A 24028-nucleotide genomic window follows, 5' to 3' on the forward strand; every position below is an offset into this window, starting at 1 on the left:
TATTTATATGGTATGTAACCTAAAACTCCTGTAAGAAGAAGCGCCCCTAGAAATTGAGTCATCTTATCACCTACTTTTTATTTTATTATAACATATTTAGTACCTAGTACTAAATTTTGGGTAGCCCACCTACCCTTATTATTTTTTACAAATTTACAGAACGTACGTTCTCTCAGGAGGTATAAACATGTGGATTGAAAAATTTAAAAACAAAAATAACGAAACTAAATACAGATATTACGAGAAGTACAAAGATCCATACACAGATAAATGGAAGCGCGTAAGTGTTGTGTTGAACAAGAATACAAAACAATCTCAAAAAGAAGCAATGTTTCGTTTAGAAGAAAAAATAAAAGAAAAACTGAACAACAAGTCGTCAAGCGAATTAAAAACTTTGACTTTTCACGCGCTATTAGATGAATGGCTTGAATATCATATAAAAACATCAGGTTCAAAGTTGACTACTCTTAATAATATAAAAATAAGAATTAAAAACATTAAACGATACTGCTCTGAGAACTTGCTTTTAAACAAACTTGATACAAAATATATGCAGATATTTATTAATAAATTATCAGATATCTATTCTCAAAATCAAGTAACCCGTCAACTCGGAGATATGAAAGGAGCTATTAAATATGCAGTTAAATTTTACAATTATCCAAATGAATATTTGTTAACTAATGTCAAAATTCCTAAAAGAAGAAAAACAATAGAGGATATCGAAAAAGATGAATCTAAAATGTACAACTATTTAGAAATGAACCAAGTCCTACAGATACGTGATCATATACTAAATGATAATAAGTTACACAAGCGAAATCGCATTTTAATTGCCAGCATCTTAGAAGTACAGGCTTTAACTGGTATGCGCATAGGAGAACTACAAGCACTGCAGGAAAAAGATAATAGATTTATTAAACAAAACTATCAATATAACAGGTACAATTCACCGCATTAAATACGAGGAAGGATTCGGATACAAAGACACTACAAAGACTATAAGTTCAAAAAGAAGTATCAGCATCAATTCTAGAACCGTAGAAATTTTTAAAAAGATAATACTGGAAAACAAAATGTTGAAAAGATGGAATTCGAGCTATGTTGACAGAGGGTTCATATTCACAACAAAAAAAGGGAATCCTTTATGTAATAATCAAATCGCCGGTGTGCTTAAGAAAACTACAAAAGCTTTAAATATGAATAAGAAAGTTACCACGCACACATTTAGACATACACACATAACTTTATTAGTAGAAATGAATGTTTCTTTAAAAGCAATTATGAAAAGGGTAGGACATGTAGATGAAAAAACAACCATTCGCATATATACTCATGTAACTGAAAAAATGGATAGAGAACTAACTCAAAAACTCGAAAACATTCCAAGTTAGCTTAAATCTGCCCTTTTTTTGCCCTTATATTTTTTATAAGCTTTATAAAACGCTTGAGAACACTGGCGTTAAAGCTTTTCTTGAAATAAACATATCATCATAATGAGATGGTTCAAAAATCTGATTAACAATTAACGGTTTCATATTTCTAACTATATCATCTAAGTGATTTTCTAAAATCGGCGAAGCTATTTTTAAATTATTTAAAAATTCGTCTAAGTTTTTAAGTTTACTTTTTAAAACTTCAAGCATTTTATCAATTTCGTCAACATTTATTCCCATTGCCTTTATCTTTATTTTCATTCCTGATTTATATATTAAACTGCTTATTTCATAAATATGTCTCACAGCTGTTTCTACCGAATGTATAACTTCAAGAATGTAGTTTAATACTGGTTCAAAATAATTATTGTAAGTTTCTTGAACATAATCACTAATTTTGTTAACTGCATTATCAATATGGTTTTTTAAAATTGTCATTTTTCTAGTTAAATAATTAGAAGATTGTACTTGACCCGAAATCATATGTTCACCACTATAATTAATAGATAAGTTTCCATCCATTACCGTTGCATCTTGATGAGACATTATATTTTTAATATCGGTTATCTGCTCTCCATATACATCATTTTGCTTTTTCACAAAATTTATATTATTATTCACAACATTTAAATGCTTCATCATTTCCTCTGTCACGCCATCTTCAAAATCATGATCTAAATTTTTAAACATTTCTTTAATTACGTTATCAAGTGAATCATGTAAACTTTCTATGCCACGTTGTAATTTTTTATCTAAATCTTCAAGAATTTCTTCAATAGTATTTAATTCAAGAATAAGGACTCCAGCTGCTGGAGCTATTAAGATTATTACGACAAGATTTTTTTTGACATCATCAATTGCGCTAAATACATCCTGTTTAAAAGAAGTTAATTCCCTACTCATTCCTTCAAGGATATCAACTTCGACAATCTTTTTAAAATCTTGTTTAAGTTTATGTTTTCTTTCTCCAAAATTAGAATTTTCAACCTGTGAAATATTATAGCTCTCATTCAAATAATTTACACAATCGGTTAACATATTACTTGTTTCACCAGTTACCAAATTACTTAATGCACTAAGATTTTCTAGATTTAATTTTATAGGAGTCCCTTTACCCGTTCTCGCTATTGAATCTCCTGTCCACACATTAATTGGAATTCTATCATCCATATTTATATCGATTTCAATAGTTTTTTTGACTTTTTTACCATTTTTAATCATAGTATCTTTAACTGATTTAATTTTATAAACTGCTAAATCCGTATAAGTATTATATCTTGGATGTAATTTTCTTTTATAACCTAAATGACTATTTACTAATCCATCCATCGTTGGCACACCAGTTTCTAAATTCACTCGTTTTCCTAGTGTCGGAGTGGCAAATGGATCCTGTAGCCAAGATAAAATATCAAACTTGCTATGATAATTAATCATATTTTTAAAATTTTGAGATTTGAAATTTTCCCATATTGACTTTGGTAACATGGCAGGGTTTGTCGAAACTATATTTTTATCCGGATTAATCAAACCTTGATGGTTAGCACTTGCTCCCCCTTGAGAATTGCCTCCATCAGACTTAATAGTTTTGTTTTTATACGTAGACGGATTTTGCTTATATTTCCTTAAAAAATCAGAGCTTTTAAGTGTATCTGCATCTTTTAGTTTCTGTTCATACGATTTAATATAAGCATTATTTTGTTCTAATAAAGAAGTTGACTTATTTTTATCATTCATTAACTTTATATTTTCAATCCAATCATCAGCAACCTTCCCACGAAAAGGATTGTTGCTTCCGATACTCTTATTATTATTTGTACCTTGGAAGATAATAGCTTGTTGTCCTGTTAATTCATTATTGCTATTTACCAATTCAAAAACTTTTGCATCTGTACCACCAAAACTTTTAGAATTAGGATTATCTGAATAATCTTCAATTAGTCTATATTTATTATTATTTACTCTAATTACATATCTTTTGTCCAAATCTTGATATGCCCAGTATCCACTTAATTCTGCTAAATCTCTATCATTAATTTTTTTCATGATTAAATACTCCTACTTCTATTGAATCTTTCTTACTGTAACTAGGTCTTGCTGAATTTATATATTTATCAGTAATTTGAAGAGAAACATTCAAATCATGAGGAATATTCTTTTTCTTTTTTAGTACTTCAGAAAAATCAATCATCTCGTCTATTGTATTATCTTTAGTGTAATTGTCTTTAGTGCTAAATAAAGTTGTAACAACATATGGACGAGATTTATCTTTAAGTTGTTTTTTTGAGTTTTTCATACCGTCCCTAAAAGTCTTATCATCCTCTTTGATTAAGGGTTGAAAATACTTTTTATATTCATCTAAAGTATATGGAATTGCAGTCAAATAATAATATTCATTTCTAAAACCACTATTCTGCGTTTTCATAATTGCATTTTCTGTATAACCAGTATATTTATATTTACTTTTATATTCTTTCAAAACTTCTGTTAAACTATCCAACTCTTGCTTATGTGCTCGATATTCAAATCCACTGAGTACTGTACCAACTAAAGTACTCATATCATCGCCCTTATCCTCACTTCTTAATGAGCTATCACTGTCAATAATTGATTTATCAAATGGAATACTCGCATTAAATACGATATCGTGGTCATCGCAATGCACATAAACTTCTACACCGTCGCCACTACCTACAACATTGGTAGCTTTAACTTTTAGACCGAAGTTATCCATAAAAAATTGTTCGCCTCGTTTGGCAATTTTATCTTTATGCTTCTTCGCAAATTCAATCGCATCTTTTTCTGCAGGTGGTTGGAAGCCTTGACCTACATATTTTGAAGCTTCCATTTCTTCTGGTACAGATTTTGTTTCTGTTTTTGTGTCTTTTTTTGATTCATTTTCCATCGTGGAACATCCCCCTAAAATTAATGTCGTAGCTAAAACTGATCCAATGAATTTTTTCATATGACACCTCGAATAATTTAATTATTACAATATATCTATATTTTACCCTATTTTTATAATCAAATAAATAACTTTATCAAACTTTATATTTTTGTATAAATTAGTAATATATTTAATAGTTGTTATTCACAAAAATCCTAAATCGTAATCCACATACAAAATTCCCCACATCAATCAAAAAACGCATGCTATAAATTAGAGTCTCTAATCAATAACATGCGTTCTTAAATAACTATATTCAGTTTTATTCTGGTTTTGGTAGTTTAATAATAAATGTTGTGCCTTTTCCTAATTCGCTTTTAACATCTATGGAACCACCATGCTCTTCGATAATCATTTTACAAATGAACAAACCTAAACCGGTACCTTGTTTACCTCGCGTTCTCGCTGCATCAACTTTATAAAAACGATCAAATACTTGTTGTAAATGTTCTGGTGCAATGCCTGTGCCTGTATCTTTAATGTATAAAATATCTTCGCTTTCATTTTCATCACAAGTAATTGCAATTTCATCTCCAGGTTTCGTATAACGTGATGCATTATCAATTAAGTTCGTTAGTACTTGGTCCATGCGATCCATATCATAACTCCAAACACGCTTCTTACAATAATTAAAAGTCATATTTAGACCTAAATCATCAGCTTGTTGGCGATACTTAATTTTCATCTTATCTAGTAACGCTGCAATAGGCTGAACTTCTTTATTTACGGATAACCCTTCAGCATCCATGCGTGCGACATTTAACAATTCATTAACTAAACGATTTAAACGTTTCGATTCATCAAGGACAATGGCAAGCGATTCTTTTATTTCATCCGGTTCTGTAACAATACCATCTACAATTGATTCAGTATAACCTTGAAGTAATGATATCGGTGTACGTAATTCATGTGATACATTAGCAATGAAATCTTTCTTCATTTGATCTAGATTGTGCTCATTAGTCATATCACGAACTGTCACAACAACACCACTTTTACCTCCCTGTTCAATCTTGTCGATATAGCTTGTGGTCACAACAAAGAATCGTGCATTCATTTCTAAATCACGCATTTCCGTTTGTTTTGATTTAAAAGTATCTTCAATTTGTCTTAATAAGAAAGCTTTAGCATCTTCATCAATATTGTCCATAATATCATTCGCCATCTTATTAGATAAGATAATTTGTCGACTCTCATTAATACCTAGGACACCTTCTACCATAGAGTTAATTAAGCTGTCTCTAATATTTTTAGATGTGGATAATGCGTCGACATGCTCTTCGATTTCTGTACTCATCTGATTAAATGCCTGCGATAATTGACCAATTTCATCTTTCGTTGTGACAGAAGGTTTATAAGAGTAATCCCCTTCAGATACACGTGTAGCTTGGTCTCTTAAACGTCTTAAAGGTTTTGTAATTCTTGATGATAAGAAAAACGCAAAGACTGTTGTAATTGTTAAGAAAATAACAGCCGTAATTATAGTGATAATCGTAATAGCATTATTTGTATCTTCGATTGATTTCAAGTCTTTATATATAAAGACTCCACTATATTTGCTATGACTATTCTTCTGTGCTTTTGTTGGATAGCCTAACAAAATATATGTTTGAGATGAGCCCTTTTCTTTAATCGTTACATTTCGAGTAACAGATTTACCTTTATCAAACACATCGTCAAAATGGTCGTTGTTGACTACTTCATTCAACATTTGCTTTTTAATATTAGAAAGTGAAGCCGTTGATTGACGATGTTTATTATTTATAATCATCAACCCACCAGGATTTTCAATTAATGTTTGACTATATTTTATTGCTTCTTCTTTATTATGTGATTGTTCGACCAGTGAACTTATACGTCTAGCATCTTCTCTTATGGCATTTTCGGTTTCTTGTGTGAAATAGTATTGCATAAAGGTAATTAAAGCAATACTTAATAAAATTAAAACTGTCGTCACTATTAAAATAATAGTTAACCACAGTTTAATTACGACACTATTTAGCCGGCTCATCATTAGATTTAACCTCAAATTTATACCCAACGCCCCAGACTGTTTGAATCATATGCGCAGCTTCACTAGACACACGATTTAACTTTTCTCTAAGTCGTTTAACATGAGTATCAACTGTTCTTAAATCACCATAGAATTCATAATGCCAAACTTCTTTTAATAATTGTTCACGGTCAAATACTTTATTTGGTGTTTTAGCTAAATATATTAATAATTCGTACTCTTTAGGAGTCAAATTAACTTCTTGATTATCAGCAAGTACGCGATGTGCATCATTATCTATTTCTAAATGTTTAAATTCAATCACATCACGTGCGTGAGGTTCGCTTTGTTCTACAGTTGTAGATTGCGTTCTTCTTAGAAGTGCTTTAACTCTTAAGACTACTTCTCTTGGTGAAAATGGTTTGACGATATAATCATCTGCACCAGATTCAAAACCTTCAACACGGTTTGTTTCTTCACCTTTAGCAGTCAACATAATAATCGGTGTTTGTTTATGTTCACGCAATTTAGTTGCCACCTGGATACCATCCATTTCAGGCAACATTAAATCTAGTAGTATGCAAGCATAATTATTCTCCATTGCAAGTTCATAAGCCTCTTGGCCATTACTTGCTTCATGGATTTCAAAAGATTCTCTTTCTAAATACATTTTAAGTAATCTTCTGATTCTATCCTCATCATCTACGATAAGTATTTCGTTCGACATACAGGTCATACCTCCCACACATGCTTTTCTTTACAAAAGTATTATATCACAGGAAAGCGCATACAGTTATTAAAAACCTAAAATTTTGTGAAAAAATTCTCAAACTTTGTGATAAATACATATTTTATTTAATTATTTCCCATGTTCTGCTAAATGACGCATCACTTTTACTTCATGAGGCGTCAATACACGTCCTTCACCAGCATTCAAACCGACAACATTTAAAGGCCCATATTCAATACGAGACAGTTTCGTCACTTGATGACCAAAATGTTCGAACATTCTTCTGACTTGGCGATTACGACCTTCTGTAATTGTAATTTCAACCAATGTTGTGTTTTTATCTTTATCTTGTTTCTTAACTTTCACTTCAGCCGGTTGCGTCATAACATCTTCTAATTCAATACCTTTTTCTAGCGCTTTCACTTCTTCTCTCATTAAATAACCTTTTAATTTCGCAACATATTTTTTCTTAATTTGATATCTTGGATGTGTCATTAAATTAGTAAATTCACCATCATTTGTGAGTAATAACAATCCAGAAGTATCATAGTCTAAACGACCAACAGGATAAATACGTGCTTCTATATCTTTAAAGTAATCTGTAACCACTGTACGTCCTCTATCATCAGATACACTTGTTATCACTTGAGTTGGTTTATGGAATAAAATGTAAATTTTGTCTTCTAGTTCTATTTTAATACCTTCAACTTCAATCGTATCTGATGGCTTCACTTTTGTTCCTAATTCAGTGACAGTCGTACCATTCACTTTCACTTTTCCTTCAGAAATTAAAGTTTCTGCCTTACGTCTTGAAGTATAACCGCTATTAGCTATACGTTTTTGTAATCGTTCTAATTCTTTAGTCATTATTTTCTCCTTTTTGATTGACTAGATTACTGAAAAAAGCATCCATTTCTTCATCGTCTTCTTCAGTTGTCGGCAAATCTTCTATATTGGAAATACCAAATACATTTAAAAATAAATCAGTAGTAATTAACTGTTGGCTACGCTGTTCATTAACCACTTTAGCCTCAACTAGTCCTTTGGCAATCAATGTCTTAACTGCACCATCTGAATTGATACTACGAATTAATTCAATATCACTTCTTGATAATGGCTGGTTATAAGCAATAATTGATAGTACTTCCATTGCTGCTTGTGATAATTTCATTTGTGACTTTTGTTCAATTAATTGTTCAATATACGTTGCCGCTTCTTTTTTAGTCGTTAAAACATACGTCGTTCCAAATCGTTGTATCATTAATCCATGTGATGAATAATTTTCAATTAATTCAACGAGTTGGTCTTTCGACATATCTAATATTTCTAATAGTTGTTTTTCATCTAAACCTTCATCGCCAGCTGTAAATAAAAGCGACTCTAATATACCATGATTATCCAAAATGGTAGTTCACTCCTCTAATAATGTTAATATCTTCAAAATTACGTTGTTGCTCAATATTAATTATTCCTGCTTTTGACATCTCTAAAATAGCTAAAAAGTGAGTGACTACTTGTTCAATTGGCTCAGAAAACGTAAACAGACTAAAGAAGTTAAAATGATCTTTATCTTTCAATCTCGATGTCACTTGTTCTGTAGCTTGTTGAATGGTAAATGTCTCTTTTCGGATTTCAACAGATTTAGGTGTATTTAACTCAACTCTATTTTTAACTCTTTGATAAGCTACAATTAATTCAGTTAAATCAATCGTATGATTTGGATCCCAAGATTCATCTGTTTCCAAATGAGATAAATCTGTCGGTCTTTTTGTAAAATAAAAATCTCTTTCTTCTTTCATGTCATTTAAAATAGCAGTATATTCTTTATAATTTTGATATTCTATTAAACGCCCAACTAAATCTTCCCGTGGGTCATCATCAACATCCATATCTGATGTTGATTGTGGTAATAGCATCTTACTTTTAATCATTAAGAGTTCTGACGCTAATACTAGGTATTCACTTGCAATATTAATTTCAAGCTGTTTCATTGCATGAACGTACTGCATATACTGCTCTGTTAATGCTTGCATAGGAATATCATAAATATCTATTTCAAATTTTTGGATAAGATGCAACAATAAATCTAATGGTCCATTGAAAGCATCTAATTTAACTTCATACATAATATCTACCTCGTATTGCGTCATATGTGCATAATTCTCTAAAATATTATAGCATGAAAATAACTTACTTTTAAATTGGGGTGATAACAAAATGCAACAGGCACTGATAAATTTCTATTATCAATTTCATACTAAGCAACATTATTTCCTATGTCATGACATTTTAGAAGATGCATGGAAAGCTGAAAATAACTACAGTAAGCAAGATGCAGTTGTTAGTTTAATCTTGTTTGCAACTGCTTGTTACCATTATCGCCGCAATAATTTAAAAGGCGCCTATAAGTCTTTTAATAAATCTAAAGAAATAATACAAAATGCTAAAGACAGAGATACGTTATACCTTAATTTAAATGATTATCAGTTGTTAATTGAGCAACAGATTGCAAAATTGAATGCAGCAAAGCCTTTTTCATCTGTTATATTACCAATAACTCCAGTCTTTGAACGCATCATCAAGGCCAACTATCCAGACTATGATTATAATCAGGAAACAGCAACAGATCCTTTTATTGTAGACCATCACATGCGCCGTGATCGTTCAGAAGTGATTGCAGCAAAAGAAGAAGCGATTCAATTAAGAAAACATAGAAGTAATTAATCAACCAATTTAAAAAAGCCACAATAGCACAGACATTTTTAGTCATGTGTATTGTGACTTTTGAGTTATGGTTCACTTTATGCTCTAGGATGAAATTGGTTATACATTTTTCTAATTTGAGATTTCGAAACATGTGTATAGAGTTGGGTAGTAGATATGTCAGAGTGACCTAACATCTCTTGCACTGCTCTTAAATCTGCGCCATTTTCCAATAAATGTGTCGCAAAAGAGTGGCGTAACGTATGTGGCGTTAACGTCTTTTTAATGTTTGCCTTTACACCATTTTGTTTAATCATTTTCCATATTGCTTGTCGCGATAAAGGTTTACCATGCATATTTAAAAATAAGACTTCGGTAATAGTCTTTTTTAAAAGTTGCGGTCTAATCGTTTCAATATAAGTAGTTAAGTACTCAATGACTGCGTCGCCTAATGGTACAATTCTTTCTTTATCGCCTTTACCAAATACGCGTACAAATCCCATTATTAAGTTCACGTTCTCTAACTCTAAATGTATCAATTCAGATACACGCATTCCCGTTGCGTACAGAAGTTCTAACATCGTACGATCACGATAACCATTAATTTTATTTAGATCCGGCGTTTCTAATAAAGCCAACACTTCGTCAACATTTAAAACGTCAGGCAATTTTTTGTCATATTTTGGTGAATCTAATAATACCGTTGGATCTTTCGCCGCATATTTTTCTCTTATAGCAAATTGATGAAAACTACGGATTGTTGAAATAAATCGCGCAATAGATTTAGCAGATTGCCCTTGGTCTATTAAATGCCCCAAACACTCTTGAATTAATTGTCGATCTATAAAATCAATATGCGAGATATGATGTTCAGTCATATAATCTTGATACTTTTTCAAATCACGTCTATAAGCACCAATTGTGTTAGAACTTAGTCCTTTTTCAATTTGTATAAAACGCAAATATTCTTCAATAATTGTTTCCATAACCACACCTCTAAAAAAAGCGAAGGTTAATTTAACCTACGCAATTTACTATCCTTTACCTTTAGCTTGGCACGTTTCACACACACCATGGAAAGTTAAACGATGATCTAAAATTTTAAAATTGAACTCATTTTCAACTCGATTTTCAACTTCTGGTAACAAATCTTCATCGATTTCATCTACACGACCACATTCCATACATACTAAATGATGGTGGAAATGTTTTGCGCCTTCTTTTCTTAAATCAAAACGAGCGACGCCATCACCAAAGTTAATTTTGTCGACAACTTTTAGTTCAGCTAACAACTCTAACGTTCTGTATACTGTCGCCAAGCCAATTTCAGGCGCTTTATCTTTTACTTTCAGATATACGTCTTCAGCACTTAGATGATCTTTTTCATTTTCAATTAGAACTCTAACAGTAGCTTCGCGTTGTGGCGTTAGCTTATATGATGATTGTTGTAATTGTTGCTTAACGCGATTTAATCGTTCTTCCAACGATGTCCACTCCCCTACTAATAATTAAAATCATTACAAATTATTTCAAACTTCACAATTAAAACTAACAGTTTTCTCAATAAAATGCAAGCTTTTCTCATTTGTTATTTAGAATGATTATAATTTAATAATAGGTGTTGCAATGCAATGATAGTCTTCGCATCTTCTATTTCTTTATTCATTAGCATCGATTTAACATTCTCAATCGGAACTTTAATGACTTCGACAAATTCATCTTCATCTAAGTGAACTGTACCTTCTTCTAAATTATCCGTAAAATATATTGATAATTGTTCATCGCAAAAACCTGGTGAACCATACATATCTACAACATGTGTTAACTCTTTGGCAATATATCCTGTTTCTTCTTCTAATTCACGCTTTGCCGCTTCGACTCTATCTTCATCATCTTCTAATTTACCAGCTGGAATTTCTAGCAATGGTTTTTCTACTGGTTTACGATACTGTTTCACTAATACGACTTCTTTTTTAGGTGTCACTGCACAAACAGCAACTGCACCATTATGATAAACTAATTCTCTTGTTGACGTTTCACCGTTTGGTAATGTCACTGTATGAATTTCTACATCTACAATTTTGCCATTATAAATAACTGTTCGATCAATTGTTTTTTCATTTAAATCCATTATAATCACGTTCCTTTAAATTCATATTATATATTGATACACTATGCTTGTTAGCTAAAGTGTATCGAAAGGAGAACAGACATGCAAAAAAATATATTAAAAAGTGGTATTTCATTATCTGAATTAGGTCTAGGTTGCATGAGTTTAGGTACAGATTTAAAAAAAGCCGAACAAATTATAGATTGTGCTGTTGAAAATGGTATCACTTATTTTGATACAGCAGATATGTACGATAAAGGTATAAATGAATCAGTTGTTGGTAAGGCACTTCTTAAATATCAACAACGCGATGATATTGTCATTGGTACAAAAGTAGGCAATCGTTTAACAAAAGATGGCAGTACAAAATGGGATCCGAGTAAATCCTATATTAAAGAGGCAGTTAAAGGTTCACTAAAGCGTTTAGGTATCGATCATATCGATTTATATCAACTTCATGGCGGAACCATTGATGACCCATTAGACGAAACAATAAGCGCATTTGATGAATTGAAACAAGAAGGAATTATACGTGCTTACGGTATTTCTTCTATTCGCCCAAATGTAATTGATTATTATTTAAAACATAGTCAAATCGAAACGATAATGTCTCAATTCAATTTGATTGATAATCGTCCAGAATCATTATTAGATGCAATTCACAACAATGATGTTAAAGTATTGGCAAGAGGACCTGTGTCTAAAGGATTATTAACTTCAAACAGTGTTAATGTGCTCGACAATAAATTTAAAGATGGTATTTTTGATTATTCTCATGATGAATTGGGTGAAACAATAGCCTCTATTAAAGAAATTGAAAGTAATTTATCTGCATTGACATTTAGTTATTTAACATCACATGACGTGCTTGGTTCCATCATTGTAGGTGCAAGTAGCGTCGACCAATTAAAAGAAAATATTGAAAACTATCATACTAAAGTTAGTTTAGATCAGATTAAAACAGCAAGAGCTCGTGTAAAGGATTTGGAATATACCAATCATTTAGTGTAGAAGTCATTTTCAGTAATAAAAACAGCAGCATGAGGCGTTTCATTATAAAAATGCCTTACTGCTGTTGTTTATGTACAATTCGCTATAATTTATGATTATGATTACTCACTTATGATAGAAATTAAAGCGTTGTCCTCACGCATCAGTATTTAGTAATTTCGCCTTGCGGCATTGCCTTAAGCAAACTTCTGCCACTTCATCTCTTAATAATTTTATTAAAACATCTTTCTATATTTCACTTCGCATGTTGATTCATCATTATTAGTTATTATTTGTACACCCAGCACATTTCCTTGCAACACAAGTAGTTTGAATTTTTCACAAGTATAATATAATGTACCGTCTGAAATTTGGTCTACAGAAATATCGCCTAAAATATCCAGCACTGTAAATTCTTCAAATACTGATAGTTGTTCCGCATATCGTACACAAAGTCTTACCACACTCTCCGATTGACAGTTCATTGCCATCCCACCTATTTATGCTTTATTTTTAAATAATTTAGGGAAACATCGTTCAAAAAATCTAGGCGCAATTTGATACATTTTCAACGCATGATGCATCCATTTAGGCCGATTAATTTCCAATTGTTTTGTTTTAATGCCATAAATGATATCTTCTGCAAGCTGATTAGCATCAAGCATAATTTCCCCCATCTTTTTAGCATACTTCATTGATGGGTCGGCTTTTTGATGAAAAGGTGTATCAATCGGGCCAACATTAACTGTCATGATATGTAAGTTTGGTGACTCTAGTCTTAAAGCATTCATTAATGCATAAAACCCTGCTTTCGATGCCCCATAATGTGCAGCATTTGCTTGTGTGGAAAATGCAGCTTGACTTGAAATACCTACAATATGTGCGTTAGATGTTAAATATGGTCTCAACACAGTATATAAAACATTAAAACTAATTAAATTAAGCTGATACGTTTCAATCATTTCTGAAAAACTATGGTCTGAAATAGATTTGAAATAACCTAAACCTGCACTATAAATGAATCCATCGAATGATGTATTGTCTTCAAATTGCAGTGCCTGTATCGACTTCAAATCATTTAAGTCACAAGGAATAACATTTATAGTTTTCCCCAATTCTTGTTCAAAGATTCTAGTTGCTTTATCAACATCACGCACCAACAACGTTACATGCACTTTATTTTCTAGTAACTTTCGGACAATCGATAAACCTAAACCACTCGTACCACCAGTCACTATAAAATGTTGTCCTTTCATCAATTAACCTTCCTTTTCAATTATATAGAATGCAATTTATCGTCTCTGTATAATTGAGACAAGTTGATTATCTTTCCTAATATATATACAATAATAAGAAAATATAACATACAAATCAAAAACTAAAGGGATGTGACGTTAATGAAACTCGTATTTTATGGAGCTGGTAATATGGCACAAGCTATATTTACAGGAATTATTAACTCAAGCAACTTAGATGCCAATGATATATATTTAACAAATAAATCTAATGAACAAGCTTTAAAAGCATTCGCTGAAAAACTAGGTGTTAACTATAGTTATGATGATGCGACATTATTAAAAGATGCAGATTATGTATTTTTAGGTACCAAACCACATGACTTTGATGCTCTAGCAACACGCATCAAACCACATATTACAAAAGACAATTGCTTCATTTCAATTATGGCAGGTATTCCGATTGATTATATTAAACAACAATTAGAATGCCAAAATCCAGTTGCTAGAATTATGCCAAACACAAATGCGCAAGTTGGACACTCTGTTACTGGCATTAGTTTTTCAAACAACTTTGACCCTAAATCTAAAGATGAAATTAACGATTTAGTTAAAGCATTTGGTTCTGTAATTGAAGTATCAGAAGATCATTTACATCAAGTAACAGCTATCACCGGAAGCGGCCCAGCATTTTTATATCATGTATTCGAGCAATATGTTAAAGCTGGTACGAAACTTGGTCTAGAAAAAGAACAAGTTGAAGAATCTATACGCAACCTTATTATAGGTACAAGTAAGATGATTGAACGTTCAGATTTGAGCATGGCTCAATTAAGAAAAAATATTACCTCTAAAGGTGGTACGACACAAGCTGGCCTTGATACATTGTCACAATATGATTTAGTATCTATTTTCGAAGATTGTCTAAACGCTGCCGTCGACCGTAGTATTGAACTTTCTAATATAGAAGACCAATAAAAACAAACCCGCCAACACATGTATGCATCATCGCAAGCACTGTGTTTGACGGGTTATTTTTATAATTTATTGTTATTTGGCAAGCATTGTTTATTACTTTGTCATTAGATTTTAAAACTATCAAAATCTTTTACAAAATTAAAATTAGGTGTATCTTCATTTTGTATCAATGTTTGATAAATTTCATTTATATCTTCTGTATTATAGCGATTGCTCAAATGTGTAATCAACGTACGTTTAACATTGGCTTCTTTTATCAATGCAAATACGTCTTCAATATGGCTATGATGATAATTGTTGGCTAAATGCTTTTCACCATCAATATAGGTCGCTTCATGTACCATCAAATCAGCATTTCTAGAAATCACATGTTCATTAGAACATGGTTTTGTATCACCAAAAATTGCTACAACTGGACCCTGTTTGGACTCACCTCTAAAATCTTTTGATTGATAAACTTGACCATTATGTTCAAATGTATCATGAGATTTTACTTCTTGATATTTAGGACCTGGTTCAAGACCAATGTTTTTTAACGCTTCAACATTGATTGTACCTGTAGTTTCAGGTGCCATTACTCTATATCCATATGATGGAATACCATGATTAAGTAAATGCGCTTCTACAGTAAAACCATCATGATGATATGTTAGATGATCATCGATTTCAATATATGTAATTGGATAGTTTAAATGTGACTCTGATAAATTCATAGACATTTCCACATATGCTTTAATTCCTTTTGGTCCAACTAATGTAAGCGGCTTTTGTTCACCGCCCTGAAAAGAACGACTAGAAAGTAATCCTGGCAAACCAAAAATATGATCGCCATGCATATGAGTAATAAATATATGTGTCACTTTTCCTAATTTGATTGCATGATGTAAAATTTGGTGCTGTGTACCTTCACCAACGTCGAAAAGCCATATGGAATTGGAATATGGTTCTAAATTTAAGGCGATTGCTTGTGTATTTCTCTCTTTTGTAGGCAAACCTGCACTCGTTCCAAAAAATGTAACTTCCATATATGCCCCTCCTTTTCTTCAATTCATTTTATCATAAAATTTGTATCAATTTAGTTTTAATTTATACTTGAATCAAAATCTGTTAAAAATTCGTCTTTGCTAGTTAATTTTTCTAACTTTAACGTAGACATAACTATATAAATTTTGACAATTACGTTATACTTATCATTAATAAGTATCACATTAAACATGATACATGAATCGATATTTCATTTAAGACACTGCATACTGTCGAGCATATTGAATGACCTGCTGAATGGATTATCTTATAATAATAAATCATATATCTAATTAAGAATTGAGGTTTTAATCTTGAGTACTAAAAACAAACACATCCCTTGTTTAATCACAATCTTTGGTGCAACTGGTGACTTAAGCCATCGTAAGTTGTTTCCATCAATATTCCATCTCTACCAACAAGACAATTTAGATGAACATATTGCCATCATCGGTATTGGACGTCGTGACATTACTAATGATGATTTCCGTAATCAAGTAAAATCATCAATTCAAAAGCACGTAAAAGATACAAACAAAATTGACGCGTTTATGGAACATGTCTTCTATCATAGACATGATGTTAGTAATGAAGAAAGCTATCAAGAATTACTAGATTTTAGTAATGAATTAGATAGCCAATTTGAATTAAAAGGTAATCGACTATTCTATTTAGCAATGGCACCACAATTCTTTGGCGTTATTTCTGATTATCTAAAATCTTCTGGTCTTACTGATACAAAAGGATTTAAACGCCTTGTTATCGAAAAACCATTCGGTAGTGATTTAAAATCAGCCGAAGCATTAAACAATCAAATTCGTAAATCATTTAAAGAAGAAGAAATTTATCGTATTGACCACTATTTAGGAAAAGACATGGTTCAAAATATCGAGGTATTACGTTTTGCGAATGCGATGTTTGAACCATTATGGAATAACAAATATATTTCAAACATCCAAGTTACATCTTCTGAAATACTAGGTGTTGAAGATCGTGGTGGTTATTATGAATCAAGTGGTGCACTAAAAGATATGGTGCAAAATCACATGTTACAAATGGTTGCATTATTAGCTATGGAAGCACCTATTAGTTTAAATAGTGAAGATATCCGTGCTGAGAAAGTAAAAGTACTTAAATCACTACGTCATTTCCAATCTGAAGATGTTAAAAAGAACTTTGTTCGTGGTCAATATGGCGAAGGCTATATCGATGGTAAACAAGTTAAAGCATACCGTGATGAAGATCGCGTTGCAGATGACTCTAACACACCTACCTTTGTTTCAGGTAAATTAACAATTGATAACTTTAGATGGGCTGGTGTACCATTCTATATTCGTACTGGTAAACGTATGAAATCTAAAACAATTCAAGTTGTCGTTGAATTTAAAGAAGTACCAATGAACTTATACTATGAAACTGATAAACTATTAGATTCAAACCTATTAGTAATCAATATCCAACCTAATGAAGGTGTATCTTTACATCTAAATGCTAAGAAAAATACACAAGGTATCGAAACTGAACCTGTTCAATTGTCTTATTCAATGAGCGCTCAAGATAAAATGAATACTGTAGATGCATATGAAAATCTATTATTCGATTGTCTTAAAGGTGATGCCACTAACTTCACGCACTGGGAAGAATTAAAATCAACATGGAAATTTGTTGATGCAATTCAAGATGAATGGAATATGGTTGATCCAGAATTCCCTAACTATGAATCAGGTACTAATGGTCCATTAGAAAGTGATTTACTACTTGCTCGTGATGGTAACCATTGGTGGGACGATATTCAATAATTGAATTAAAACGCACATGTTAAACAAAAATAAATGAGCGAATGACAAGGATTGATTACGAATCAAGTAAATCAATTGTTCTATCATTCGCTTTTTTTCTAGACTATATTATGAAATTATATTTTACAATGCCCAAAACTATTTTAATAATCATTGAATAAATGGGTGTATAATTTATAGAAATAATGTAGAATAAAAATAAATGATTGAATTAATTGGAGTGAAAGTTTTGGACGTTATCAAGCAAATACAACAGGCAATTGTTTATATTGAAGATCGTTTATTAGAGCCTTTCAATTTGCAAGAATTAAGTGATTACGTTGGTCTTTCGCCATACCATCTTGATCAATCATTTAAAATGATTGTCGGCTTATCTCCAGAAGCTTATGCACGCGCGCGTAAAATGACACTCGCTGCAAATGATGTGATTAATGGTGCTACACGACTTGTAGATATCGCTAAAAAATATCACTATGCAAATTCAAATGATTTTGCAAATGATTTTAGTGATTTTCACGGCGTATCACCTATTCAAGCTTCTACTAAAAAAGATGAATTACAAATTCAAGAGCGATTATATATCAAATTATCAACTACTGAGAGAGCACCCTATCCATACAGATTAGAAGAGACAGATGATATTTCATTGGTTGGATATGCACGATTTATAGACACTAAGTATTTGTCACATCCTTTTAATGTTCCGGATTTTTTAGAAGACTTGCTCATTGATGGTAAAATTAAAGAGTTACGACGATATAATGACGTTAGTCCATTTGAACTATTTGTTATTAGTTGTCCTCTTGAAAATGGTTTAGAAATATTTGTAGGTGTACCAAGTGAACGTTATCCTGCACACTTAGAAAGTCGATTTTTACCTGGCAAACATTGTGCGAAATTCAATTTACAAGGTGAAATTGATTATGCAACTAATGAAGCTTGGTACTATATTGAATCAAGTTTGCAGTTAACATTGCCATATGAACGAAATGATTTATATGTTGAAGTGTACCCTCTCGATATTTCATTTAATGACCCATTCACTAAAATTCAGCTTTGGATTCCTGTTAAACAGAGTCCTTATGACGAAGATTAAAAATTAAAAACAAAGAAGCCCCCTAATATATCTATAGGTCTACAAATGGCCTCAGATTCTATTAGGGGGCATATTAATATGTTAATTTAGTTCGATAACACATGCTTCATATGGACGTAACTGTTTTAAATTAACTTTGGCATCATAATTAAATAGCTTTACTTCTCCATGGCTTAAATCAAATGGTACAGTTAATTCTGCTTCGTGGTTAGTAAGATTACCTACAATAAGAACTTGCTTTTCATTTAATGTTCTCGTGTACGCAAAAACTTGTGAATTTTCAGCATCTACTAAATCAAATTGACCATATACGTATACATCATTAGACTTTCTTAATTGAATTAAATCTTTATAAAATTGTAATACTGAATGCTCATCTTCTAATTGTTGTGCAACATTGATAGTTTTATAATTCGGATTCACTGGGAACCACGGTTCACCATTTGTAAATCCTCCATTTAACGTATCATCCCATTGCATTGGTGTGCGAGAATTATCTCGGTTCTCATCTTTATATTTCGCAAGTAAAGCGTCTACATCTCCACCTTGAGCTTTCACTATTTGATAGTCATTTTTAACAGCAACATCGTTAAACGTTTCAATACTTTCAAATGGATAATTCGTCATACCAATTTCTTGACCTTGATAAATGAATGGCGTACCTTGTTGCAAGAAATAAACAGCTGCATGACTTGTTGCTGATTCATACCAATACTTGTCATCGTCACCCCACGTCGATACACGTCGTGGTTGGTCGTGATTTTCAATAAACAACGCATTCCAACCTTTATTTTCAAGTTGTTTTTGCCATCTATTTAATACAGATTTATACGAATTTACATCAAAGTGAGAATCACCACTATTCCACAGTCCCAAATGTTCAAATTGGAATATCATATTAAATTTACCATTTTCTTCCCCGACCCAGTCATCAGCATCATCAGGGCTTACACCATTCGCTTCACCGACAGTCATAATGTCATACTTACTTAATGAGCGATCTTTCATCTCTTGTAACCAAGTTTGTATACCTGGCTGATTCATATCTACATCAAATGCTGGGGCATATGTTTTACCCTCAGGTACAGGTAAGTCACCCGCTTCAAACGTCTTCTTAATATGCGTAATTGCATCTACTCTAAATCCATCAATGCCTTTATCAAACCACCAGTTCATCATTTCAAATACAGCATCTCTAACTTCTGGATTACCCCAATTCAAATCAGGTTGTTTTTTACTGAATAAATGGAAATAATATTGCTCAGTATTAGCATCATATTCCCATGTAGATCCATTAAAGATACTTTCCCAGTTGTTAGGTTCAGAGCCATCTGGCTTTGGATCTTGCCAAATATACCAATCACGTTTGGGATTGTCTTTACTAGATTTAGATTCTATAAACCAAGGATGTTCATCAGATGTATGATTTACAACTAAATCTAAAATAAGCTTCATGCCTCTATCATGAACACCTTTTAATAAACAATCAAAGTCTTCCATCGTTCCAAATTCATCCATAATTTCTTGATAGTCACTAATATCATAACCATTGTCATCATTAGGTGATTTAAACATTGGACTGAGCCAAATGACATCGATACCTAAATCTTTTAAGTAGTCCAATTTATCAATCATTCCAGGTAAATCCCCAATACCATCGTGATTACTATCATTAAAACTTCTTGGATATACTTGATATGCTACTGCTTCTTTCCACCATTGCTTATTCATTTTAAAACTCCTTTGCTATCGCTGTGTTGATTTTCTTATTTTTAATTCTGTATCTATAATGACGAGTTCAATAACATCCTGTGCTTTGTTTTTCAATATATTTAAAATTGCTGAACCAGCCTGTTGACCTAACATTCGAGGCTTGATGTCAATACAGGTTTGAGGTGGTGACGCAATTTCGGTTAAATAAGAATCATTGAACGTTGCTGTCATTACATCTTTCGGAATTTCAATATTAAGTTCATATAGGACACTTAAAATCGCTAAATGTAACATAGCATCTAACGAAATGATTGCCTGTTTAATATTTGGGTCCTTCAAACGCGTATGTAGATTTTGCATGTAATTAAAAATAACTTCTCTTTCATTACTAGTCTCAATAATTTGATAATCCAGATTAAATTGTGATGCAACTGTTTCAAATCCTTGAATCCTGTCTTTCGAAACTTCAAAATCGCCTTTTTCTGTAATAAATATTAATTCATCTACACCTTGTTCAATAACATGTCGTGTCAAATTTTCAGAAGCTAATATATTATCATTATCTATATGTGTAAATTGATGATCTATATCCGATGTAGGCTTACCAATCACAATAAATGGCATGCTTTCATCAATTAACATTTGTTTAATCGGATCATTTTCTTTTGAATAGAGCAGTATAAACGCATCAACCATTCGTTGTTTAATCATTTTATAAACTTCATCCATTAAATCATTCATATTATTTGAGACTGTCGTTTGTGTACCATAGCCATGCTGGTTACATGTTTCAGAAATCCCTAGCAATACATTGATGTAGAATGGATTCAGTCGAATAGGCTCCTCAGACCCTTTTAACACTAAACCAATTTTATATGTTTGGTTTGTAATTAAAGTTCTAGCAGCGGTATTAGGAAAATAATTCAATTCTTCCATAACTTTCTTCACTTTTGAAATTGTCGCTTCGCTAATACGTTTATTTCCTTTTATAACTCTTGAAACTGTCGAAGGAGAAACACCGGCTTTTAGTGCAACATCTTTAATCGTAACCATTTAATCACCTCCTGTTAATTTCTGCATTGGAAAACGCTTCCAACCTCTATATAATAACAGTTTAGTCACTCTTTCTAAAAAAGTCAAAAGATTTGTGCAAACGATTGCATAAAGCGATAAAAATAAAACCTTCATACTGAAATTCAATCCGAAAATCAATATAAAGGTTTGTATAAATATTAAAATCGATTTTTTAGTCACTAACTGCAAAATAGTTACCTTGGCCATCTTGAAAATTAAATACACGTTGACCATTCATTTCTACTATATCATGCACAGTTAAACCTAAATCATTTAATTTTGAGTATAATGCATCAAAGTTTTTCTCTTTAAACATTAAAGATGGTGTTCCTAGGTTCACTTCCGGGCTATACTTTTCAATAAATTCTTTTGCCATAATCGTCAATGACGTTTCAGCATCTTTCGTAGGTGATACTTCAACTGCAACATAGTCCTCAGCTAACGGTGTTTCACTTACAACAACAAATTCTAAAGTTTCTGTCCAAAATGCTTTCGCTTTGTCAACATCATCAACATATAACATAACTTGATTTAACTTTTCCATAAGTTAATACCTCTATTTCTCTATAGTACATGCTATCATAACACAGTAAATATTTTATTACTTCACAAAATGCTTAAAAATATGGCGGGATGCTTTTAAGGTCAAAGATAATACTTGTGTAATTTTTTATAGGTTGTAGCTACTCTATCACACTCTCTTTTATATTTATCAAAAGATATAAAAAAGGATAGTATCTTTCAACTATCCTTTAATCAATATTATTCTTCAATCCATTGTGTATGGAATACGCCTTCTTTATCTTTTCTTTCGTACGTGTGAGCACCGAAGTAGTCACGTTGTGCTTGAATTAAGTTTGCAGGTAAATCAGCTGCACGGTAACTATCATAGTAATTAATACTTGATGAGAAACCAGGTGTTGGTACACCATTTTGAACACCAGTTGCGACAACATCACGTAACGCATCTTGATATTCAGTAACGATGTTTTTAAAGTAAGGATCTAGCAATAAGTTTTGTAATCCTGGATTATTATCGTAAGCATCTTTGATCTTTTGTAAGAATTGTGCACGGATAATGCAACCTTCTCTCCAAATCATAGCTAAATCACCAAGTTTTAAATTCCATTCATTATCTTCACTTGCTTTACGCATTTGCGCGAAACCTTGTGCATAAGAACAAATTTTACTCATATATAATGCTTTACGAATTTTTTCTAAAAAGTCTTTCTTGTCACCATCAAATGATGCTTTTGGACCATTTAATTCTTTAGAAGCATTTACGCGCTCTTCTTTGATTGAAGAGATAAAACGTGCAAATACAGATTCAGTAATGATTGTTAATGGAATACCTAATTCTAATGCGTTAATTGAAGTCCATTTTCCTGTACCTTTTTGACCTGCAGTATCAAGAATTTTTTCAACTAATGCTTCTTTATTTTCATCTAATTTCATGAAAATATCACCAGTGATTTCAATTAAATAACTTTCTAATTCACCAGCATTCCAGTCTTTGAACGTTTGAGCAATGTCTTCATGAGACATGCCTAATAATTCTTTCATCATAGCATAACTTTCTGCAATTAATTGCATGTCAGCATATTCGATACCATTGTGTACCATTTTCACATAGTGTCCAGCACCATTAGGTCCAATATAAGTAACACATGAAGCACCGTCTTTTGCCTTTGCAGCAATTGCATCAAGAATATCTGCAACTTTGTTATAAGCTTCTTCTTGTCCACCCGGCATTAATGACGGACCAGTTAACGCTCCAATTTCACCACCAGAAACGCCCATACCAATAAAGTTGATTGCACTTTGTGCTAATGCTTTATTACGTCTGATAGTATCTTGATAGTTTGTATTACCACCATCAATTAAAATATCTCCATCATCTAATAAAGGTAACAAACTATCAATCGTTGCATCCGTAGCTTTACCTGCTTGAACCATTAATAAAATTTTACGTGGTTTTTCTAAAGAATTAACAAATTCTTCCAATGAGTACGTTGGATGAATATTTTTCCCTTTTGATTCTTCAACCATTAAATCAGTTTTTTCACTTGAGCGGTTAAATACAGATACACTATATCCGCGTGATTCAATATTCCAAGCTAGGTTTTTACCCATAACGGCTAAACCAATAACTCCAATTTGTTGTGTCATATTACTTACCTCACTTGTTGATTTTTCATTAGTAT

Annotated in this window: 24 protein-coding genes and 1 pseudogene; 6 read left to right on the forward strand and 19 right to left on the reverse strand. The window is 31.9% G+C overall.

Translation table 11 applies throughout. The features are described 5' to 3' along the window. Positions 1 to 62, reverse strand: a 62-nt coding sequence (locus IDG64_RS15140; protein WP_234097802.1) for a hypothetical protein, incomplete at its 3' end; no start/stop codon positions are given. Between the two features lie 125 nt (positions 63 to 187). Here IDG64_RS15140 and IDG64_RS04320 point away from each other — a divergent pair. Continuing rightward, positions 188 to 1394 (forward strand): annotated as a pseudogene (locus IDG64_RS04320) (tyrosine-type recombinase/integrase). A gap of 42 nt (positions 1395 to 1436) precedes the next feature. Here the strand turns inward: IDG64_RS04320 and IDG64_RS04325 are convergent. The 7 genes from IDG64_RS04325 to IDG64_RS04355 all read right to left on the reverse strand — a co-directional run bounded on the left by IDG64_RS04325 (position 1437) and on the right by IDG64_RS04355 (position 9229). Next, on the reverse strand, positions 1437 to 3479 hold the full coding sequence (locus IDG64_RS04325; RefSeq protein ID WP_001813812.1) for a hypothetical protein: 2043 nt from the start codon (positions 3477 to 3479) through the stop codon (positions 1437 to 1439). After that, on the reverse strand, positions 3466 to 4398 hold the full coding sequence (locus IDG64_RS04330; protein WP_014533165.1) for a DUF1672 domain-containing protein: 933 nt from the start codon (positions 4396 to 4398) through the stop codon (positions 3466 to 3468). The genes IDG64_RS04325 and IDG64_RS04330 overlap by 14 nt, the downstream gene beginning before the upstream one ends. A gap of 244 nt (positions 4399 to 4642) precedes the next feature. Beyond that, positions 4643 to 6394 (reverse strand): two-component system sensor histidine kinase SrrB, encoded by a 1752-nt coding sequence (gene srrB, locus IDG64_RS04335; protein ID WP_000987769.1) that lies wholly within the window; start codon positions 6392 to 6394, stop codon positions 4643 to 4645. Further along, the gene (srrA, locus tag IDG64_RS04340; protein WP_000064078.1) at positions 6375 to 7100 is read right to left on the reverse strand and encodes a two-component system response regulator SrrA; all 726 of its coding nucleotides are present in this window, start codon (positions 7098 to 7100) and stop codon (positions 6375 to 6377) included. Before srrA ends, srrB begins: the two co-directional genes overlap by 20 nt. Before the next feature lie 132 nt (positions 7101 to 7232). Continuing rightward, positions 7233 to 7970, reverse strand: a complete 738-nt coding sequence (locus IDG64_RS04345) for a pseudouridine synthase (protein ID WP_000159578.1) — start codon at positions 7968 to 7970, stop codon at positions 7233 to 7235. Next, positions 7963 to 8505, reverse strand: a complete 543-nt coding sequence (gene scpB, locus IDG64_RS04350; RefSeq protein WP_000368656.1) for an SMC-Scp complex subunit ScpB — start codon at positions 8503 to 8505, stop codon at positions 7963 to 7965. The genes IDG64_RS04345 and scpB overlap by 8 nt, the downstream gene beginning before the upstream one ends. Then, positions 8498 to 9229: a segregation and condensation protein A gene (locus IDG64_RS04355; protein ID WP_000273371.1), complete on the reverse strand. Its 732-nt coding sequence runs from the start codon at positions 9227 to 9229 to the stop codon at positions 8498 to 8500. The genes scpB and IDG64_RS04355 overlap by 8 nt, the downstream gene beginning before the upstream one ends. A gap of 91 nt (positions 9230 to 9320) precedes the next feature. Between IDG64_RS04355 and IDG64_RS04360 the strand changes: the two genes are divergently transcribed. Next, positions 9321 to 9827 carry a DUF309 domain-containing protein gene (locus tag IDG64_RS04360; RefSeq protein WP_001183437.1) on the forward strand — a complete coding sequence of 169 codons (507 nt, stop codon included), beginning with the start codon at positions 9321 to 9323 and terminating at the stop codon, positions 9825 to 9827. Positions 9828 to 9904: 77 nt separating this feature from the next. On the opposite strand, the gene xerD is transcribed toward IDG64_RS04360, so the two are convergent. The 3 genes from xerD to IDG64_RS04375 all read right to left on the reverse strand — a co-directional run bounded on the left by xerD (position 9905) and on the right by IDG64_RS04375 (position 11937). Beyond that, on the reverse strand, positions 9905 to 10792 hold the full coding sequence (xerD, locus tag IDG64_RS04365; RefSeq protein ID WP_000447732.1) for a site-specific tyrosine recombinase XerD: 888 nt from the start codon (positions 10790 to 10792) through the stop codon (positions 9905 to 9907). 48 nt (positions 10793 to 10840) lie between these two features. After that, a complete protein-coding gene (fur, locus tag IDG64_RS04370; protein WP_000392691.1) occupies positions 10841 to 11290 on the reverse strand; it encodes a ferric iron uptake transcriptional regulator in 450 nt (149 codons plus the stop codon). A gap of 104 nt (positions 11291 to 11394) precedes the next feature. Then, positions 11395 to 11937 carry an NUDIX hydrolase gene (locus IDG64_RS04375; RefSeq protein ID WP_000365246.1) on the reverse strand — a complete coding sequence of 181 codons (543 nt, stop codon included), beginning with the start codon at positions 11935 to 11937 and terminating at the stop codon, positions 11395 to 11397. Between the two features lie 81 nt (positions 11938 to 12018). Between IDG64_RS04375 and IDG64_RS04380 the strand changes: the two genes are divergently transcribed. Further along, complete coding sequence (locus IDG64_RS04380) at positions 12019 to 12927, forward strand: aldo/keto reductase (RefSeq protein WP_001171352.1); 909 nt, start codon at positions 12019 to 12021, stop codon at positions 12925 to 12927. Positions 12928 to 13142: 215 nt separating this feature from the next. Here IDG64_RS04380 and IDG64_RS04385 read toward each other — a convergent pair whose 3' ends face one another. Next, positions 13143 to 13391 carry a hypothetical protein gene (locus IDG64_RS04385; protein ID WP_000995800.1) on the reverse strand — a complete coding sequence of 83 codons (249 nt, stop codon included), beginning with the start codon at positions 13389 to 13391 and terminating at the stop codon, positions 13143 to 13145. 15 nt (positions 13392 to 13406) lie between these two features. Beyond that, positions 13407 to 14162 (reverse strand): SDR family NAD(P)-dependent oxidoreductase, encoded by a 756-nt coding sequence (locus IDG64_RS04390; protein WP_000678232.1) that lies wholly within the window; start codon positions 14160 to 14162, stop codon positions 13407 to 13409. Between the two features lie 141 nt (positions 14163 to 14303). Here IDG64_RS04390 and proC point away from each other — a divergent pair, with 141 nt between their 5' ends. Further along, the gene (gene proC / locus IDG64_RS04395) at positions 14304 to 15119 is read left to right on the forward strand and encodes a pyrroline-5-carboxylate reductase (protein ID WP_000779748.1); all 816 of its coding nucleotides are present in this window, start codon (positions 14304 to 14306) and stop codon (positions 15117 to 15119) included. Positions 15120 to 15223: 104 nt separating this feature from the next. On the opposite strand, the gene rnz is transcribed toward proC, so the two are convergent. After that, positions 15224 to 16144 carry a ribonuclease Z gene (gene rnz / locus IDG64_RS04400; protein WP_000454061.1) on the reverse strand — a complete coding sequence of 307 codons (921 nt, stop codon included), beginning with the start codon at positions 16142 to 16144 and terminating at the stop codon, positions 15224 to 15226. Between the two features lie 312 nt (positions 16145 to 16456). On the opposite strand from rnz, the gene zwf reads away from it, so the two are divergent. Both zwf and IDG64_RS04410 read left to right on the forward strand, forming a co-directional pair. Next, the gene (zwf, locus tag IDG64_RS04405; RefSeq protein WP_000105070.1) at positions 16457 to 17941 is read left to right on the forward strand and encodes a glucose-6-phosphate dehydrogenase; all 1485 of its coding nucleotides are present in this window, start codon (positions 16457 to 16459) and stop codon (positions 17939 to 17941) included. Positions 17942 to 18170: 229 nt separating this feature from the next. Beyond that, positions 18171 to 19037 (forward strand): AraC family transcriptional regulator, encoded by an 867-nt coding sequence (locus IDG64_RS04410; RefSeq protein ID WP_000382585.1) that lies wholly within the window; start codon positions 18171 to 18173, stop codon positions 19035 to 19037. An 81-nt stretch (positions 19038 to 19118) separates the two neighbouring features. On the opposite strand, the gene IDG64_RS04415 is transcribed toward IDG64_RS04410, so the two are convergent. From IDG64_RS04415 to gndA, 5 genes are all read right to left on the reverse strand, one after another. Continuing rightward, positions 19119 to 20768: a glycoside hydrolase family 13 protein gene (locus IDG64_RS04415; protein WP_001041916.1), complete on the reverse strand. Its 1650-nt coding sequence runs from the start codon at positions 20766 to 20768 to the stop codon at positions 19119 to 19121. Positions 20769 to 20783: 15 nt separating this feature from the next. Then, a complete protein-coding gene (locus tag IDG64_RS04420; RefSeq protein ID WP_000256317.1) occupies positions 20784 to 21803 on the reverse strand; it encodes a LacI family DNA-binding transcriptional regulator in 1020 nt (339 codons plus the stop codon). Continuing rightward, complete coding sequence (locus IDG64_RS04425) at positions 21804 to 22058, reverse strand: hypothetical protein (RefSeq protein ID WP_077477288.1); 255 nt, start codon at positions 22056 to 22058, stop codon at positions 21804 to 21806. Then, a complete protein-coding gene (locus tag IDG64_RS04430) occupies positions 21997 to 22368 on the reverse strand; it encodes a VOC family protein (RefSeq protein ID WP_000413428.1) in 372 nt (123 codons plus the stop codon). Before IDG64_RS04430 ends, IDG64_RS04425 begins: the two co-directional genes overlap by 62 nt. 218 nt (positions 22369 to 22586) lie before the next feature. Continuing rightward, positions 22587 to 23993 carry an NADP-dependent phosphogluconate dehydrogenase gene (gndA, locus tag IDG64_RS04435; RefSeq protein ID WP_000193707.1) on the reverse strand — a complete coding sequence of 469 codons (1407 nt, stop codon included), beginning with the start codon at positions 23991 to 23993 and terminating at the stop codon, positions 22587 to 22589. Positions 23994 to 24028: the final 35 nt, after the last annotated feature.

This window comes from Staphylococcus sp. EG-SA-15, assembly GCF_017151895.1.
In the GTDB taxonomy this organism is placed as follows: Bacteria; Bacillota; Bacilli; order Staphylococcales; family Staphylococcaceae; genus Staphylococcus; species Staphylococcus aureus.